The 19,472-nt window shown below is 45.1% G+C and carries 14 protein-coding genes; 3 read left to right on the top strand and 11 right to left on the bottom strand.

Annotated features, from left to right (window positions below):
- The first annotated feature begins 35 nt into the window (after positions 1-35).
- Complete coding sequence (locus tag NSQ55_RS15655; RefSeq protein WP_339167911.1) at positions 36-2,153, top strand: DUF5054 domain-containing protein; 2,118 nt, start codon at positions 36-38, stop codon at positions 2,151-2,153.
- Positions 2,154-2,210: 57 nt separating this feature from the next.
- Entirely contained in the window at positions 2,211-4,658 is a 2,448-nt protein-coding gene (locus tag NSQ55_RS15650) for a glycoside hydrolase (protein WP_339167910.1), read from the top strand.
- Positions 4,659-5,103: 445 nt separating this feature from the next.
- Here NSQ55_RS15650 and cydC read toward each other — a convergent pair whose 3' ends face one another.
- The 5 genes from cydC to NSQ55_RS15625 form a co-directional block, all read right to left on the bottom strand.
- Entirely contained in the window at positions 5,104-6,831 is a 1,728-nt protein-coding gene (gene cydC / locus NSQ55_RS15645; RefSeq protein ID WP_076184901.1) for a thiol reductant ABC exporter subunit CydC, read from the bottom strand.
- Positions 6,828-8,672: a thiol reductant ABC exporter subunit CydD gene (gene cydD, locus NSQ55_RS15640; RefSeq protein ID WP_339167908.1), complete on the bottom strand. Its 1,845-nt coding sequence runs from the start codon at positions 8,670-8,672 to the stop codon at positions 6,828-6,830. Before cydD ends, cydC begins: the two co-directional genes overlap by 4 nt.
- 68 nt (positions 8,673-8,740) lie before the next feature.
- Positions 8,741-9,757, bottom strand: a complete 1,017-nt coding sequence (locus tag NSQ55_RS15635) for a cytochrome d ubiquinol oxidase subunit II (protein ID WP_076126522.1) — start codon at positions 9,755-9,757, stop codon at positions 8,741-8,743.
- Positions 9,754-11,118, bottom strand: a complete 1,365-nt coding sequence (locus NSQ55_RS15630; RefSeq protein ID WP_248548643.1) for a cytochrome ubiquinol oxidase subunit I — start codon at positions 11,116-11,118, stop codon at positions 9,754-9,756. Before NSQ55_RS15630 ends, NSQ55_RS15635 begins: the two co-directional genes overlap by 4 nt.
- 551 nt (positions 11,119-11,669) lie before the next feature.
- Positions 11,670-13,517, bottom strand: coding sequence for a hypothetical protein (locus tag NSQ55_RS15625; RefSeq protein ID WP_339167905.1), 1,848 nt, complete (start codon positions 13,515-13,517; stop codon positions 11,670-11,672).
- Between the two features lie 80 nt (positions 13,518-13,597).
- Between NSQ55_RS15625 and NSQ55_RS15620 the strand changes: the two genes are divergently transcribed.
- On the top strand, positions 13,598-14,233 hold the full coding sequence (locus NSQ55_RS15620; protein WP_217696907.1) for a TetR/AcrR family transcriptional regulator: 636 nt from the start codon (positions 13,598-13,600) through the stop codon (positions 14,231-14,233).
- An 82-nt stretch (positions 14,234-14,315) separates the two neighbouring features.
- Here NSQ55_RS15620 and NSQ55_RS15615 read toward each other — a convergent pair whose 3' ends face one another.
- The 6 genes from NSQ55_RS15615 to NSQ55_RS15590 form a co-directional block, all read right to left on the bottom strand.
- Entirely contained in the window at positions 14,316-15,305 is a 990-nt protein-coding gene (locus NSQ55_RS15615; RefSeq protein ID WP_076184906.1) for an alpha/beta hydrolase, read from the bottom strand.
- Between the two features lie 254 nt (positions 15,306-15,559).
- A complete protein-coding gene (locus tag NSQ55_RS15610; RefSeq protein WP_076302957.1) occupies positions 15,560-15,832 on the bottom strand; it encodes a hypothetical protein in 273 nt (90 codons plus the stop codon).
- Complete coding sequence (locus NSQ55_RS15605) at positions 15,814-16,158, bottom strand: class I SAM-dependent methyltransferase (protein WP_076302956.1); 345 nt, start codon at positions 16,156-16,158, stop codon at positions 15,814-15,816. The genes NSQ55_RS15610 and NSQ55_RS15605 overlap by 19 nt, the downstream gene beginning before the upstream one ends.
- Complete coding sequence (locus NSQ55_RS15600; protein ID WP_339167904.1) at positions 16,159-16,914, bottom strand: methyltransferase domain-containing protein; 756 nt, start codon at positions 16,912-16,914, stop codon at positions 16,159-16,161. It lies immediately after the preceding gene.
- Complete coding sequence (locus NSQ55_RS15595) at positions 16,911-18,584, bottom strand: nickel ABC transporter substrate-binding protein (RefSeq protein ID WP_076302954.1); 1,674 nt, start codon at positions 18,582-18,584, stop codon at positions 16,911-16,913. The genes NSQ55_RS15600 and NSQ55_RS15595 overlap by 4 nt, the downstream gene beginning before the upstream one ends.
- Positions 18,585-18,602: 18 nt before the next feature.
- Entirely contained in the window at positions 18,603-19,451 is an 849-nt protein-coding gene (locus NSQ55_RS15590; protein ID WP_076302953.1) for an ATP-binding cassette domain-containing protein, read from the bottom strand.
- Positions 19,452-19,472: the final 21 nt, after the last annotated feature.

Genomic DNA, 19,472 nt, shown 5'->3' with positions numbered 1-19,472 from the left:
ACTGAAATCGTGATTATGAGGAAGGAGCGATGAACTTGAATCAGAGCGCAACACACATTCACGTTATATTCAAAACACACTTGGATATTGGCTACACGGATTTCGCGAAAAATGTGACGGACCGATATATGAGGCGATTTTTTCCAAGTGCGATTCAAACAGCGAAATATTTTGCCGAGAACCCGGAGAAAGGTTCCTTTATCTGGACAACGGGCTCATGGTTAATCCATCATCTATTAAAGCACGGTTCCGACGAAGTAAGACAACAAGTCGAAGAAGCGATTGCAAAGGATTATTTAAGATGGCATGGTCTTCCTTTCACCACATATACCGAGTTATATGATCGCGAATTGCTTGACTATGGCATTCAAATGGCGACGCGACTTGATGAGCGATTTGGCAAGCGTACGATCGCAGCCAAAATGACGGACGTTCCCGGTCATACACGCTCGTTAATCACGCATATGGCAAAGGCTGGTCTAAAGTATTTGCACTTAGGCGTTAACCCTTCCAGCTATGTTCCTAACGTTCCTGAAATGTTCTTATGGCGAAATACGGACGGATCTGAAATTGTTGTCCACTACAGCAAAGATTACGGCACAACCTTTGACATCGAAAGTTTGAACGATATCCTTTACTTCGCGCATACCCATGATAATCATGGCCCTTCTACGGTGCAGCAGATTGAAGCTGAGTTCGCCAAGCTGCGAGAAGCTTATCCGCAGGCAGTGATACAAGCTTCCACATTAGACCAGTATGCCGAAAAGGTATGGGCTATTCGTAATACCTTAACTGTCGTAGAAGAAGAAATCGGCGACAGCTGGATTCACGGTTCTTCCACCGACCCTTACAAATTAGCATGTTACCGAGAATTGCTACGCTTGAAGAGTAAGTGGCTGCAAGAAGGGGCGTTAACAGACAGCGATGAAGAATATCGCAATTTCTGTGATGAGTTAATTATGATTCCTGAGCATACGTGGGGTGTAGATATCAAAAGATATCTTGCAGATTATATCCACTATGGTAAAGATGACTTCCAAGAAGCACGCATACGCGATAAGGTCGATATCAACTTAAACCCGCTGGAATATCGGTTCTACGAAATGAACTCCCGCGCTGAAATGATTGAAATGTTTGGTGAGGAAGCCGATGCCAAGCTGAATGCACGTTCCTTTAGTCTTATAGAGAAGTCTTGGCAGGAACAGCGTGAATACTTGAAACAAGCAATCCAAGCACTTCAACCTGAACGACAAGAGAAAGCCGAAGTTGCCCTGCTCGCGTTGAAACCATCTCGTAGCACTCTAACGGATGCAACTATCTTATCAAGTGACCAGCCTTATGTATTAGGAGATTTTGAGGTTGTGTTTGAGGATAGTGGCGCAATTGTCGGACTGAAAGATGCTCGCGGTCGGGCATGGGCCGGTCCAAAAAATCAAATTGGTTTATTCTCCTACGAAACTTATTCGCAGGCCGATTATGACCGATGGTATCGTGAATATCATCTCAGATGGAGACATACGCATGTGTGGGCAACCGGAGATTTTGGGAAACCAGGGATGGACTTAACCCACGAGTGGATAGCACATGAAGTTATGACACCAAGGCTTCAGTCTTTGCAGGCTGTCTTTTGTGAAGAGCAAGATGTCGTGCTTGCAAACCTACGTATGCCGAGAGCGGCATGTGAGCGTATGGGCGCTCCACGGGAATTAACGCTTGAGTATGTCTTTAAAAAACATACGCATACAGTGGAATGCAAGCTGCAGTGGTTTGACAAAGATGCCTATCGCCTTCCTGAAGCTTCTTGGATGAGCTTTAATCCGATCGTGAACAATCCAAATCAATGGAAGCTGGACAAAATCGGACAACTCATCTCACCTTTGGATGTCGTTCAAGGTGGAAATCGCAACATGCATGCGGTTCAGCAAGGGATGTACTATGCAGCAGCAGATGGAAAAGTGCAAATCGATACGTTGGATGCTGCACTTATCTGTCCTGGGAAGCCACGCTTGCTTCAGTTTGATCATACTTTTGCTCCGCTTACCGGAGGTATGCATGTGAATTTGCATAACAATGTATGGGGAACGAACTTCCAAGCATGGTATGAAGAAGATGCTTTGTTCCGCTTCAAGCTGTATTTTCAATCTCATATATAATTTCCCTTCGTTTATATCTCGATTCGATAATCCTGTAATTCCGAAAGGAGCTCTACGATGAATCAGCACAAACCTTGGACAATTTACGTCATTCAACATTCCCATACCGATGTCGGCTATACCGAGCGTCAAGAAAAAATTCGTCAATATCATGTCAATTATATTCGGCAGGCTCTGCAAATTGTACGTGATATTGAGAGCGGCGCCAGACCTGACTTAAAAGGCTATAAGTGGGTATGTGAAACCTATTGGCCTGTTGAATCCTTCCTATTGAAAGCCACAGACATAGAAAAAGAAGAACTCGCTCATGCGGTGAAGAAAGGTTATATCGGTCTCTCCGGCACCTATCTCAATTTCGGTGAGCAATTAAATCAAGAGATACTCTCTATCATGATTAAGCGGATAACAGATTATGGACAATCGATTCAATTCCCGGTACGTTCTGCGATGACGGCAGACATTACAGGCTTTGGTTGGGGATACAGTCAAGTGCTGGCGGATGCAGGTATCGAGAATTTGATTACATGTATTCATACGCATCATTCCATGTTTCCACTGTGGAAGAAGCAGATTCCGTTCTGGTGGGAAACGCCGAAAGGAGATCGTATTCTCACCTGGAGCGGTGAGCATTACATGTTCGGCAATGATCTTGGATTGACCCCAGGCATTGGCGGATCTTATACGATTCGCGATGATCATGATGTCCGAAACGGTGTATCCTTTGTAGTGGCCGAAGCACGTTTTGATCGTTATTTACAGCAATTGGTTGCTGATGGTTACACGTTCCCGTTCGTACCGGTGATGGTGTCCGGACTTCCTACCGACAACGGCTCGCCGAACGCAGCGTTGATGGATTTTGTGAATCCATGGAATGAGAAGCATGGCGAACGCATCCGGATTCAACCGGCGACCTTGGACGATTTCTTTGCAGATTTGAGAGCTTATGCAGAGGAGCATCCCGAGGAAATCGAGACCTTCCGTGGGGACTGGCCAGATTGGTGGACAGATGGCTCGGCGACGACGCCGATGCATGTACAGATTTTCCGTGAAGCACAGCGTGTCTATACAAAGGTGAAGCTATTAGATCCCGCATGCGAGATCGTCTCCAAAGAACGTCTTGAAGCAATGGAATATGAGCTAGCGCTATTCGCTGAGCATACATGGGGTTATCATTCCTCGGTCACCGAACCTTGGAATCCGTTCGTTCAAGAGCTTGGCTGCAGGAAAGAAGCCTATGCGGCCAATGCCAGCTCACTCGCTCATACCGCTTTATACGACATCCTTGAGGCTCGCGGTGACGCTTTGCTTCGTCCTAATTGTCCAATGAAATTTGAGTTATATAATCCTAATGATTTTGCGCAAACTGATTATGCTGAACTCATTATGGAAGGCTGGAATATATCGGAATTGAAGAACGGTTTTGAAGTCATGGATGAATCGACGGGCACTGAATATGAGGTGCAAATGGTTACAGGGCACCGCGGTGTCATCCTAACCATTCCGGTAACGCTTCAGCCAAAGCAGCAGGTACAATTGACGATCAAGTCTCTTATCAATCACAAACCTGTAACTGCGTATCGAACAGATTACGTAGGCTCGGATCGTATGTTGGATATCATCCCGCCAGTCGCACCGAAGCTTCAGGTTACGCCGAAATATATGGAATCGCAATACGTAAGACTTGAATGGGAGATCGGTGCTGGCATCACGAAATGGATCGACAAGACCGTGAATCAGAACCTGCTTCGTGCAGATCGGAATCACCATGCATTTTCTCCTGTTTATAATGTGACTCGGGCAGCTAACGAATTTGGTATGTATGATGTTCGGCGCAAGATGGGACGCAATCGTAGAGGTCCTGATGCAATTACTTCTGTGGGAACACTGGTTAATGTTGATATTGTTGAAAAAGGCGCACTATACGCTAAAGTTCGTCTGACATACAGCGTCAATGGCTGCAGTCATTATTCCTTACTTGTCACCTTATACAGTGATCGTGCGCGAATTGATGTTGCCGTACGCATGCATAAGGAAAGTGTATGGGACCCAGAAAATCTATACATTTCTCTTCCGTTCGGAAGTGCTCCCTCTTCACCGCAGCAAGAACTATGGATTGAAAAAACCGGTGCGTCAGTACGACCGCGTATCGACCAACTCCCGGGTTCCCTTGCCGATTTCTACTGTGTTGATGAGGGTGTGGCGTATATCAGTGAAGGACGAGGGATTGCGATTGCCATGCCGGACACGCCGCTGATTCAAATCGGTTCATTAGACTATGAGGATCGTCTTCTGAGCGGCCATCCGGAGCTTGCCCATGATCCAGCCCACCTGTACTCATGGCCCATGAATAATTATTGGGAGACAAACTTTAAGGCGACACTGGGAGGATTCTATGAATTCCGATATTATGTTACTTGGGGTGAGGAACTTCATACCCCAGAATCTGCAATGAAGGCGTGCAGGAGCATGAACGCGGGTATCCTGTCTTGGAGAACAAATTTATAAGCAATAATCATTGAAAATAATCTCCCTACAAGATGTCTCTTCTCCCTTAACATAGTAAACTAAAAAGTTGATCTGCAAAATAGATCAACTTTTTAGTGTCACGTAAATTGAGGGCTTCTCCGAGATTAAACCTCCCCATCGTTCAACATGCCATCATTAATGGATATAATGGATATTTTACTGTTTAATTTTATATATTTCTTCTTCCAGACGTTCCAATTTACGTGTGCTAATACAATTTGAGCCGGTTTAGCGTTTTTCTCTGAAGCGATTTTTATTACCAGTTTTTGAAGAACTGCTCATCGTTTAAGACAAACGTGGATTATAGTCTAGGCGAGAATCGCAAAACAGGCTAAAGAACTGCTCCCGATATTACACCGGAAGTTATTCTTTAGCCTGTTGCTTGGTAAGATTGATCGAATGCTCAGAGGAGCTCTTGCTTTTTTTACACTCCAACTTCTCCGATCATTTGCTGTTCGATTTGTTTCATCTCATAAAAATAGCCTTTTTGCCCCATCAACTCCGAATAGGACCCCGTTTCGACTACCCTGCCTTGGTCCATGACCACAATCTGGTCCATCTCTTCCAATCCGGTTAGCCGATGACAAATCAGGAGAAGCGTATCATTAGCTGCCTGTGCGTAGAGATGCTTCAAAACATGATGCTCTGTCACATAATCCAGCGATGAAGTGGGTTCGTCCAGAAGCCATACCCGTCCTTTGCGGAGCATCGCTCGCGCCAGAGCCAACCTCTGCTTCTCGCCGTCTGACAGATTCTCCCCTTTTTCATACACCATATCGGTCAACGATGTATCGGGCAGCTGCATTTTTGCTAGCACATCCAACAATTGTTCGTCTGCATGTTCTTCTCCATTCAGCAGCAGGTTGTCCCGGATCGTTCCCCGGAAGAAATGACTTTGCTGAAACACTACAGTAGCCGTTTGCCAAATGCTCGTTTCATCCAGTTCCTTCACCGAAATGCCGTTTAACCGTATATCACCGGCCGTTGGTGTTCGCAGCTTGAGCAGCAATTCGATAATCGTTGATTTTCCTGATCCACTCGGCCCGACAATCGCCGTTTTGGAACCAGGTAAAATGTGCAGGGATACATCCCTGAGCGCCGGTCTCCACTCCCCTTCATATTGAAACGTAACATCGGATAGCTCCATCGTAACGGCATGATCAACAGACAATGTGCCACTTGGCTGCGAAGACTGCTCATCAAAGGTCTGAACTGTTTCCGTCAGTCGTTTGGCTGCGTGTTCGCTATCCTCTTTATACGCGGGTAATGTGGCCATAGCCGCCGCTTCTTCAAATACGGTTTGTGATGCCATAACCAGCATGGCAAGAAATACGCCTGCAAGCGCTCCTTCCATAATTAAATAGGCGCCAAGCGTAAGCACTCCCCAGGAAACGAAAAACGTAACAAAAGTGTGCATCGATTGCCCGCGCAGCAGTTGCCCGGCTGCTCGTTGCTGCTCAGCTGCCAATACAGTGGAAGCATGCTGGAGATGTTCCTCCCGCTGTGCCAATTGACCATATACTTTTAAATCCCGGAAACCGTACAACACTTCGGTAACTTCCGTGGACAGCTGCGCCCTCTGCTCACGAACGCGTCCATGTATTCTCCGCTGCCCGAGTAACACAATTCCCGGTACAACGAATGCCGTTACCAGCATACCTATTACAAACAAAACGGCAATCCAGATCGAAAAGGTAGAAGTAAACAGCACCGTAGCCAAAAACACCATGACGACCATGATCGGAGGATAAGCGACTCGCAAAAAATAATTTTGCAAACTTTCCACATCCCCAACGATCCGCGCAAGCAGATCCCCGCTTCGATTTTTGTTCAATATACCAGGCGTTAAAGGAATAAGCTTGGCAAAAAAGGATGTACGTAAACGGCTAAGCATGGAGAATGTCGCCCGGTGAGAATACAAGCGTTCTCCATAACGACTCGCCGCCCGAAGCAGACCCAGCAGTTTGACCATGGAGGTGAGTACAATTAAAGTATAAAGCGGTGGCGCAAATACCGTTTGCGAAATCAGATATCCGCTCGCAGAAAAGAGTGCCACACCGGCTATGCCGGCGATAAATCCACCCAAAATCGAAAGAATGATATCCTTGCGCTCCTGAATCATCGCCTTTGACAGAACAGCCAGTTCATTCATGAGGATATCCCCCCTTTCCGCTCTACATCAATCATCTCGGCATACTGAGGCAGGCGCTCCAGAAGCTCGTCATGTCGTCCCGAGTCCACCAACACTCCATTGTCCATAAACAAAATCTTGTCGGCTTGTTGAATCGTATATAATCGGTGAGCTACCGTAATCATTGTAGCCGTTTTTGCCAGTTTGGCTATGGAGCGTTGCAGTACCCGCTCGGTGTGCAAATCAAGTCCAACTGTGGGTTCATCAAACAAAATGATAGCAGGACGCTTCAAAAAAGCGCGTGCTAAGGCAAGCCGTTGCTTTTCCCCACCAGACAGTCCCCGGCCTCCTTCACCAACAAAGGTATCAAATCCATGCTCTAATTGGGCTGTAAGCGCAGCGAGTCCTGCTTCTTCCCCCGACCGCTCAATTTCTGCTCTGGAGATGCTCCTACGAGCACCAATCGCAATATTTTCAGAAAATGTGCCTGCAAAAATATACGGATGCTGTGTAATGTAGCTAACATGTTCGAACCATTCGGTTTCATCGTATTGCGAGAGTGGACTTCCATTCACCAGAAGCGTTCCCGATTCTGGTTTCAGCAGACCGGCAATGAGATGTAGCAAAGTCGTTTTTCCGGAACCGCTTTTGCCAACAATGGCAATGTGTTCTCCTGGACTAAGCTGGATCCGCCCCGTCTTAAGCTCGAAAGAATCTGGAGCATACTGAAACCGGAGTTGGTCAATTACGATGGACGGCGGTATTAAAAGGTCTCCAGAATGGGTGAGTTCCAATTTGCTTATTCTGTCGGTCCTATCACCGACCTTATCCATGCTGTCGATCTCGTCGATTCCATCGGTTGTTAATGCTCCTTCAATGCCATTAGCGTCCCTGCTCCCCCCTGCCGTTTCCTCAAGCATCTGTTCCACCTTACGAACCGCACCCATACTTGTCCGGCCACTGTGAAAGGCCGTTCCCGTATTCTTTAACAGGTTGTAAAACTCGGGAACGAGCAGCAAAACGAGAAAGGCGGTGTGGAACGTCATAGCTTTGAAAACGAGCAACTGGATGGCCAGTTCAAGAGCGACAATGCCAATGCTAAGCATTACGATCGATTCCAGCATGAAGGTATTCGTAAACGCAATCTTCAAAATGCCCATTGTGGCATCACGATAACCCAAGCTACTGCGCTCGATCTCCTGTTGCTGACGGTAAGCCCGTCCAAATATTTTCAATGTCACCAGTCCTTGAAGAGAATCCAGAAACGTCCCTGAGAACTCAGCCAGTTGCGCATATTTTTCTTCGGATTTGTTCTTCGTTTTCAGCCCTACCAAAATCATGAACAGCGGGATGAACGGAGCAGTAAACAATAGAATGAAACCTGTGTTGGCATGTTGGATAAATGTAACGACCAAAATCAGAACCGGGATGATAGCAGCTTCCATCATACGCGGCATGTATTGACTGAAATAACTATCGGCCTCATCCACAGCATCCAGAGCAACACTGACCTTTCCTCCCGTCTGTCCACGAAGGGTTGAAGGCATGGAGGCATGAGTCAAGTTTTGCAGCACGGCAGCGCGCATATTTGTCTTAGCAGTGGCAGCCATATGTAAGCCAACTATACCGTTTCCATAAGACAACAGTGTGCGTACAGCCATAACAGTTAGAAGTATGCCGAGCAACAGGATAACCGATGAAAATGAAGCTTTCTCGACAAAAATCCGTTGGACTGCTTCAGCAAGCAGTCCAGCCTGACTCACAATAGCTATACCGAGCGCGAGCGAAATGATTGCGAGGAGAGCCCTGTTTTTCCTTTGTGAAGACATTTGTTGAGAAATCAGACTGGATTTCCTCTTCACAGATCACACCTCCTTTATCTATAGGCTTGTAGGGAAACCTCAAACATGCCGTAATGGATTAAACAGCTTTATTTTTTCCCTTTTACATAATCCGCATCAAACAGGAAGAGTTTGAAGACCAGAATAAGGGATGGGATCAACAGGCATAGACCGCCGATAAACACAATTACTAACGCTAAACCCATTGCCGGTGAAGTTGCACTGCTCTGAATCGTGATATACGGATCAAGAATATAAGGGTATTGCCCAATCCCATAAGCGAAAAAGGCACAGAAAAACTGCAACATGACGCATATAAAAGCTAATCCGTAACGGCGTCCGTTATATAACAGCCACATCGCGATCATAAAGAAAGCAACGGAAAGTGCCAGCAACCACCATAAATCCATCATATTTTGAAAATGGCGCTCATTGTGTTGACCCAAATAGATAAATGCTGTCAGTGCGAGGATTATCGTCGGTGTGCTCCAAAACAGGGCGTAGTTGCGCATCAGCTTCAACGCGGAATGATCCTCCGCCCGAGAAGCGTAAAATGTCAGAAATGAGCCGCTAATGAACAAAACGGACACGATTGCCAGTCCAACGATACTCCACGATAACGGATTGGTAAACAGCGCCCAGTAATCCAGAGAAACCGTCTCCCCCTGCTTCACGATAAAGCCGCCTTCAGACAAAGTTAGCGCCACTGACAACGATGCTGGAATAAGCAAACCTGTAGCTCCGTACAAAAAAAGATATACTATGTTTTTCTTGGAACCGTAATTTTCAAAAGCATAGAATGAACCGCGAATCGCAAGAAGAATCACTGCAATGCTTCCCGGAACAAGTAACGCGGAGCCATAATAATAGGCTGTGTCCGGAAAAAATCCGACGATGCCAATATAGAAAAAGATAAAAAATACATTTGTAATCTCCCATACGGGTGATAAATATCGGGAAATCAGACGATTAATGAGATGATCCTGCTTCGTTAAACGTGCATAAAAGGCGAAGAAGCCCGCTCCGAAATCAATGGAAGCTATAATTAAATAGCCGTACAAAAACAGCCAGAGCACCGAGATGCCAATCAATTCGTAACTCATCATTCAGTGCCCCCCTTTTCCGCAGATTGATTAGGATGATCCTTCATCCATTTCTCCATCTCAGCTTCTGCCGGATTATTGTTGAACAAGCGTCTTAGCACGATTACACACATACTGCCGAGTACGATGTACAAGAGCAATAAGGCGAAGAATATAATTCTTACATTCGGTGAAGACGTGGCCGCCTCCTCAACACGCATATATCCACGGATAATCCACGGCTGTCGGCCAACCTCCGCATAAAACCATCCCAGCTCAACAGCCAGAAAAGCGAGAGGGGCGCTCAGTGCGATGATGCGAAGCATCCATTTGTTAAGCTCATTACGCTTTTTCCAGAACACAAACAGAAAATATAGAAACGAAATCGCGAGCAGAGTAAATCCGATTCCGACCATTAAATCAAACAGATAATGAACGAGAAGCGGTGGCCATTCTTCCTTGGGGAATTCCTCGAGCCCCGTCACCTCTGCATTAAAGTCACCAAAGGCCAGGAAGCTGAGCAGCTTCGGCAGATGAAGAGCCCCTAGAACTTCATGCTCTGCATTCAGCCATCCCAATAGCACCAAATCCACACTGCTGCTCGTCTCAAAATGCCACTCTGCCGCTGCAAGCTTCTCTGGCTGATGCTCGGCCAAAAACTTGGCGGACACATCACCGGCTAACGTGTTCAGCAAACCGAATAGTAAAACGACTGCCATCATTAGATTTAAAGATTTTTTGTGGTATGCGGACACACCTTTTCTCAGCATCGCGAAGGCTGCAATCCCGGCTAACAAGGCAGCTCCAGTCAAATAGGCCGAGCTTAATACATGGAACACTTTGGAGAACGTCGCCGTATTCAGCATCGCTTGCACCGGGTTAATCGCTGTGAATTGGCCTGCTTCCATGACAAAGCCTTCAGGCTGGTTCATGAATCCGTTCACCGTCGTAATAAAAACGGCAGACATGCCTGCCCCGGCGACAATCGGAATCGTCAGCAGCCAATGGATATACGGATTTTTGAAGCGATCCCACGTATACAAATAAATGCCCAAGAAGATAGCTTCAAAAAAGAACGCGAACACCTCCATGAATAACGGAAGTGCAATGACATTCCCAGCCAGTTTCATAAAATTCGGCCATACCAGGGCCAGCTGTAGTGAAATCGCTGTACCGGTCACGACACCAACCGCCACAGAAATGACAAATCCTCGAGACCACCGCTTTGCCATAAGTGTATAATGGGGGTCCTTCTTCCGAATCCCGATAAACTCTGCTATAGCGATCATTAGCGGTATACCGACGCCAATCGTCGCAAAAATAACGTGGAACCCGAGAGTCAAGCCTGTCACCAGCCTGCTCCATAGCACCGTATCAATTGCCATTCTTTAATGCTCCCTTCAAAACACTGTTCATTTTTCTATGATTAGGCCTGCTAACTGTTGGCTGCATTCAATATCAGGTTTAGCAAGGTTCAGCGACATCGTTGCCTGTTCGTTTTAGTATGACGTTCATCGTTCTTTGCTATGTAAAAAGAGAAAAAATTCACAAAGCAAGAGTTGGCGAGCCCGATTTACCTGATACTGAGCAGTCAAAATTATAATGTGACCTAATAATTAAAATCATCTTATCTTAAATTGCAAGTAATTCAATCACAGATATCTCTTAATCCCTAAACGTTCAAGAAAGGGTCAAATCTTTCTGACAACTCAGTGAATAACACAAAAAGTACCCAAAGGAGCTATTGATTGATTAGTGCATATGTGATGTCACAAGTTCCCTCCTACTTCGATGCTGGCAAAAAAACGATATTTTCTCTATTTTTGAGCCGTAATATATCCCCCTTTTGCAACAAAAAACACTGACTCAAATCATCAGTGTTTTTTGAATTAAAGCTAATGTCATCTTCGTCATGACAAATCTTGATCTGCCAATATCATTTAGTACGACCGTAGAAAAAAGAATACACATCTGATTTCCCAAGCTTAGTCGTCTCCGTTCCGTCCACTAGCTTTACCGCTTTCAACAACGATACAATTTGCGTATGCATTAGCTTTGCATCAAATTTGTCCATCTCTCTGTTGTCACTTTCCACGAGCAGATAGTCGGGCATTGGAATGAAACCAATCACCGGTATCCCTGCTTCAAATAAGGGCTGACTCTCTCCAAACTCAAACTTGTTATGTCCACGCAATAATACAGTACGTGTGCTATCTGTCTTTTCAATAGCCTTCAGCCAAATGGCTGCCATCATTTCATTGCCCGCATAGGTATATTCTGTACTTATTTGTCCAGTTGGACCATAGTGACCCGTATCATCGTCCTTCCACTCCATGCTGCCTAAATGCTCAACCGTAATTCCAGCTACAGCTTTTAAATGGCCATTCTTGCCATCCCACAGCTCTCGATGCCCCTCCATCCAGGTGGAAGTTGCCTGAGAGGAACCTTTGAACTCCGGTAATCTAAAATGCCCTGTCACAAAAGCAAATATCATCGTACGTTCCGGCTGCTCCTGCTGTAAGTAACGAATCATAGACAGCATGCCCACAGCGCCATTCTCCTCCACCACATTTATCCCATCCGTATGAGTATTTACGATAATTGCTTCGTCTTTATTCTTACCGTCAATTTTCACATAAAAGGATTCTGTTGGGGCATCTTTTTGTATTTCCGCTTCTAAAATAACCGTACCTTCTTTATGCTCCTGAGCTGCGCTGATCACCTTTTTCCCTTCCGTTTCATTAACCCAAATCGCAGGGATTCCAGCATAATCGGTGGTAAAAGGCACATATTGCTCTTCAACCTTATCGTCAGATACCCCTTTCCAGACTAAAACAACAGCTTTTACGCCCATTTCCTTCGCTTGCTCCAATTTAGCTTCTTTTAATGCTGTAGTGAGGACCAGATCGCCTTCATTTGGGGCAATTTGGTTGTCCATTGGTGATGAATCCCGCATATTCATAACGATCCCACTTGGAAAATTTCTGAAATTCTCAATTTCAATGACAGCAATTTTTCCGCTGGCCTGGCCATATTCACCACGCTTCGTATACACCAGCTCCCCAGTTACACCTTTTTCGTCAGTTTCCCCGGAATAGGGAAAAGCTGAAGAGACATGAATTTCCTGCTGATCAATCATTAAAGTACTGTTCTTTTCTTCCCATCGGTCAAAAGTATAGCGATCACGATAAACTTGCAGCCCCATATCAGATACCTGCTGCTCCAGCCAAGCAATAAACTGATTGTGACCCTCAGAGCCGGTTGTACGGCTTCCAAAAGAATTCATTACTTCAATATCTTTGAGCATCACTGCTGCAGAATCCAAATTGCGTTCATCGATCGTCACTGTCGTATCAGCAGCTAATGCTACAGGTGTTGTAATAGGTTTTGCATAGACTCCAATACCCCAAAGTGCAGTAACGATAAGTGCAGCAATGCTGAATAACACTTTACGAACCACTAGAAACGGAGTAACTCTTCTGCTTACCTTTTGCCCCAAGAGTCCTCTCCATATGCCCGCTATGATCAGCAAGAGGATAGAAAGCGCAAGCAGCCAAAAATTTCTTGTTAGTAAGAATAACCCTTCTGCCACCATCGCACTAATAAATACTACATGTAACTTCTCACGCTTCTTTAATAGTAAAAAAGAGATGCCTAATTCTGCTAATAAAAAGATGATGGTCACGATTGAGATTACCGTTTCTTCGCCAATGAATACCGTAGCACTTAGTGCTAGGATCAAAAGCAGCACTGCTGACAATCGTCTATATAAGATTTCTAACATGACGCCCTCCCATTTTAACTAACGATTATTTTGACATTACATTTGTAATGCCTTATGGTTTTAGCATATTGAAAAGACTCATGAAAAACAATGAAACGAACATCAGAATGTACAAACGGAGGGGAAATGTCATCTCAAATCATGAATTATACAGTCCAAATACCTCTCAGCATCGTTCCAATAAAGAAACCAACCGTTTGACAAGAGAAGCCATCTGTACGGCATTAGTCTTCTTGATCCAGGAACAGCCTTTTGACAAAATCACCATCACCGATATTGTGAAGCGCGCAGGGGTTTCTCGAACAGCCTATTACAACAACTATTCCTCCAAGCAAGAGATCCTGGTGGATTTGGTCGATTCGCTTATTTTTGAAATTAATCAAAAACTCTTACCTTACACCAATGAATTAACAGGCAAAGCTAAAGAACCTCAAAAATTTATCAAAGTGCTTTTTGAAGTTATTTTTCAGCAGCGGAACATCTACAAAGCACTTCAGAGTGCAAAGTTTGATCATGTAATTCTGGATTGCTTGAATGAAATGATGCTTTCTACTGCTCATGACAAAAGCGACGAGAATGTGTACCGAATATACTTTAAAGCGGGGGCCCTCTATAATGTTCTCCTTAAATGGATACAATCAGACTTTGCAAAATCCATAGACGAAATGACCAAAATTTGTCTTGAGGTATACCATACTCCAATGTCCCAGGAATAAGGTTTAAAAATCGTGTTTATAAATGAAAAAACAAAGAAACCACGGAACCAAGTTCGGCTCCGCAGTTTAATTATCAACCCTACTATTGAATTTGAATTTGTTTCATGTACTCTTTGAATGCCTCGGCGATTTCTTTGTATTTTGTATGATGCAGATAATGTGAACCTTCCATTGGGATCATTTTGCCCTGTGCGGATTGTTTGACTTGCTCCTCATGCAGCGGAATCCACTGTTTATTGTGCTCGTTATTTGATTGAACGAAGAGAAGCAGCGGCAAGTCATTTGGCATTGTGATTTTTTCTCCATTTTTGAAATTGGAACCGAGGTGGCCCAGTTCATTCATCAACGTTGGATTGGTCGCGACTTGATTCGAAATCAAACGCATCTGTTCTTTGGTATGCTCATCGAACGCAAGCGATTCATAGGGATCTCCGCTCACTTTTTGGACCAATCTCATTAGACCTGATTTTTGAAGAAATTTCATGGCGTTCAAAGGTAATTTGACATCCATTCCGGGTTGATTGGGAACGCTGCTATCGATGCCGACAAAAGCAAGAACTTCATCCGGATATGTGTTCACATAGGTCGCTCCGTAAAGTCCCGCGATGGAATGTCCCATTAGAATGTAACGGTCTAAACCCAGTTGCTGCAATGCTTCGTGAACCTCACTTACTATATTCTCAGTCGTTCTCTCCTTCTCGGTTTCATCGCTCAAACCATAACCGAAAGGCTCGACCACCACGACTTTATAATTAGGGGTAATTTCATCGATCAGCAATTTGAAATCAAGTGCAGGCGTCGGGGTTCCTTGTCCCGGTAGGAGTACAACCGTTTGTTCTCCACTGCCTTGAATAAGCACATTCATCTTTTTCCCATCCACATTGACATACTGGCCATACGATTCGATTTTCTTTTTCTCTACCCCGTCGCTGATTGCATCAACGATAAAAACGATGCCCATGAACAGCACGAGCGCCCCTACAATACCTCCGATTATTTTTAACCATAGGTTCCGTTTCTTGTGGCTCTTAGTCCCTGTTGTTTTTATTTCTACCTTATTTGCCACGTTCATCTCTTCCCTTCCTTGTCCCTGTATCTGAAGTGCCGCCTTGACGACATATTCAAAGTGTAATCAATCAAGATGTACTCTTCGTGACGACAATATGAACGGAATATGAACAAGACAAAAAAAGAAGTTTTAGATTAACATCAAATCGGAAATGAAATAATGTTCTTGTCCTTTACTCAAAAAGCAGCGTTTCTCATTAGAGATCGCTACTTTTTATTGTATACTTCATTTAATATGTGTAGGTTCTCACTATTCTATTATTTCTCAGCACAAATCATGAATATCGGTGTTGACCGGTTTAAGACTTGCTGTTTCTCATCCAGAATTTTTGCGTTCAAATTCTCTTCAGCAAAAATATTAGCGAAGCCTTCTTTTTTGAGAGTCCGTATATCCCACTCGGGACGCCATTCTCTGGTCAGCGGCAATACAAGACTCAGACGGTCTGTCTCCTCTATGTCCTTATGATGCGGGAGTTCACCAAAGCCCTTATCTACATAGGTTTGCTGATCCTCTACTCGCTTTTGCTGCATCTCTTCGTCCCAGAGATGGCGATTCCAGTTGGCATCAAAAACCAGCAGCCGTCCCCCAGGCTTAAGTACACTTCTCCACTCTTTGTAGGCTGACTGCGGGGATCGGTAAGGCTCCAGGTGACATTGCGGCACACGATTAGATCGAAGCTCTCCGCAGCAAAGTCAAGCTTGTGCGAATCCATCTTGCGGAAAGTAACGGTTACACCTTCCCGAATGGAGTGGGCACGTGCTTCTTCCAGCATATTGTCGGTACAATCGATCGCAGTAACCAGATGCCCGGCACTCGAAAGAATCACAGAGAAGAAGCCAGGAAACCCATTTATCATTCACTCCTTCTTGGCAAGTATCATGAACCGGTTTACATTCTGGTAACCGTATTTCAAATAATCTAGCGGCATCGCACGGGCAGGGATAAAGTTCCGGTGAACATCTATGGTTCGGAACCCGGCCTGTTTCAGCGCTGTCTCGTCAGCTTCAGGCCGTAATACATTAACATATGGCAACTCGCTTAGCAGGCTTTTATCTTGACTGCTTCGCTGGCGGATTCTTTGTTCTGTGAGTAGAATCAGTGTCCAGGACAAGGCATACCAAAATCTATGGAATACAGTCTTGCTCTCTTTATACAAATAGTTGCCGTCAAAAATAATCAGGGTCCCGCCCGGTTTTAGAATCCGATACCATTCAGCATAAGCCCTCTGTGGATCAGGAAGCGTCCATACTACATCCCTGCAGACCACTGCCTCAAAGCTATTCTCTAGCTCCATATGCAAATCGGCAGCATCAGCGACATAAGCTGGAACTTTATATCCATAACTCTCAAAATTTCGTGAAGCTCTATCGATCATTCCCTGAGAGGTATCCACCGCTGTAGGCAGATGACCCATCTGTGATAAGAGTATGGAGAAAAAGCCAGGCCCTGTTCCCACATCCAGCACCTTTTGCTGGGTAGTTGTTCCCAACCCTTTAATAAGCAGTTGTTTCCAGAGGTTTATGGTTTTTTTGCTGCGGAATTGAGTCTGTATGACTTTGTCATAACTCTCCGAGCTTGATGTCCAGTATTTCGAAATCTCTTTTAACATCATTTTTCTCCTATGTCGAGTAGATTCCAGAAGACCGGCATAAAGGTGGAGTACCCCGGTTTAAATCCAGTCACTCTATTATTTACTGCTAAGATATCGTCAGGGAAATAAATAGCTGCAAACATAGCCTCCTGATACAATTTGGAGAAAATGGAGTCATATGCGGTCTGACGTTCCTGAATATCGGTTGTTCCTACTGCTGTGTCAATCAGTGATTCTAGTCCAGGATCAGACCATACGACAGCAGATGCGTCAGCTGTTTTATGAAATAGGGACAGCAAGAATGCATGCGGATTATAAGCATCATCATAAGTCCGGTACATGATTAGATCATAAGCTTTGCTTGTCCATAAGGCATCATAATAAGCATTCGGCTCAAGAACCTGAAGATTCACTCTAATGCCAATCTCCTTTAACTCAGACTGAACCAGTTCACTGATGGACTTCCATTCGGGATATTCAGCCTGCTGCAGCACGAAATTAAGCTCAAGCTGGGCTCCGTCCTTCTGTACAATTCCATCTCCGTCCGAATCCGTGTAACCGGCAGCTGCTAGCAGTTGCTTCGCTTCCAGCGGATTGAAGCCGTACCAAGTATTATTGGACTCCGTCACATAAGGAACTGTCAGCGGGAACAGGCCTTGAGCTTCACTGCCGATACCGTCCATAAGATCTTCGACAATGCTTTTTTTATTAATTGCCAAATTGATAGCTTTGCGCACATTCAGATCTTGAAGTGCGGGCGTTTTGTAGTTAAAGATCATGAAATGAGAGTTTGTTCCTTGTGCTTTTTGCAAAGTTAGTGAAGAATCCGCTTCAATCACTGGCACGCTTTCGACTGGAATCTTTCCCATTTGTCCCCCGGCAATGTCAATGTCTCCAGCTTGCAGCGCTAGTACTCTGGACTGTGGATCTGGGATTACCTTCAAAATAATTTTCGACAGCTTCGGCATTTCTCCCCAATAATTCGGATTTCTGACGAGTATGGCTTCCTGATCTGTTTTGTAGCTCTCTGCCATCCATGCGCCAGTTCCAATCGCTTTGATGAATTTACCCGTAATATCTCCTGCGGGTTCCACAGCGGAAGGGCTGATAATTCGGACCGGTCTTGCAAAGGATAACTCGGTTAAGAAGGGATAATACGCTTTGTTGAATGTCATTGTGATCGTATGTTCGTCCACAACAACAAGGGATTGCATCGCAGTTGCTACATTTAACGAATTGGCTGGATCCTTAATCCAGCGTTCGAAGGAGAATTTAACTGCGTCGGCATTAAACTCCGTACCGTCAGAGAATTTGACGTCATGGCGAAGATGGAACGTATATACTTTCCCATCTTCTGAAATATCCCAAGACTCCGCAAGCGACGGCAGTATTTCGCCTTTTTCACCATACTCCACTAACCCCTCATATATCATCGCGTGCACATTCATCGAACCATCATAGGCACCGGCATCCAATCGGTCTATACCGGCATCAGACGATATAGCAACAGTGACTGTCTTGTCCTGAGCTTCAGATCCTTGTGCAGCTTCATTATTGGCGGTATTATTGGCTCTAGCCGTAGAATTGCTGTTATTACTGTTGCTGCAACCTGATATCAACACAACTATTACAAGAAGCATAAAGAATAACGATTTTGATAATAGGTTTTTTGTCTTAGGGTTCGTTCTCATTCTTGGTACATCCTTTCTCTACTTAACATCATAGGAATGGCTGGGTTGCCACTCTTCTCCCAGTCTCTTCTTTCTTAAGCGGGGGTCCTGCACAGGTACCGAGGAGAGCAATGTTTTTGTATAAGGGTGGTTTGCTTGCTGCAACATGGTTGCACCCGATTGCTTCTCTACAATTTCCCCTTGACACATCACAGCCACACTGTCGCAAAAACGATTTACAACTGACAAGTCATGTGTAATGAATACATAGGATAATCCCAGCTCATGCTTCAACTCCTGCAGCAGATCCATCATTTGCTTTCGCAGGGTGACATCGAGACTTGAGAAAGGTTCATCGCAGATAATCAGCTCCGGCCGCAAGGCGATTGCGCGCGCAATTCCGACCCTTTGCTGCTGTCCGCCGCTGAGTTCATGCGGATAGCGGTGAATATGCTGCCGTTCAAGTCCCACAAGCTCAAGTGTGTCTGCTACCGTGGCCCTGCGGGCTCCAGCCTTCCTCTCTCCGTAGTTCTGAAGAGGCTCCCCGATAATCTGCTCTACCGTAAACAACGGATTAAATGAAGCCAGACTGTTCTGAAACACCATCTGCATCTTCCTGCGGATCATGCGCATTTCGCTAAAGGTCCAATCCGTATAATCCTCGTTCCGGTACATAACTCTTCCGGAGGATGGTTTCTCCAGTCCCAGCAGAAGTCTGGCCAAAGTGCTCTTACCACAGCCACTTTCCCCCACTAAACCAAGGGTCTCACCGCTCTCCAGACTGAGAGACAGGTTGTTGACGGCATGAACACTTCTGACATTACGTGTGAACCACCCCCTTTCCATCCCATATTTCTTGTTCAGGCTTACCGCTTCCAATATCTTCAAGATCACCACGTCCCTAAAAAA

It is taken from the genome of Paenibacillus sp. FSL H7-0943 (assembly GCF_037963265.1).
Classification (GTDB): domain Bacteria; phylum Bacillota; class Bacilli; order Paenibacillales; family Paenibacillaceae; genus Paenibacillus_AQ; species Paenibacillus_AQ odorifer.
Note: the sequence above shows the minus strand (reverse complement) of the source record. Positions and strands in the feature narration are given on the sequence as shown.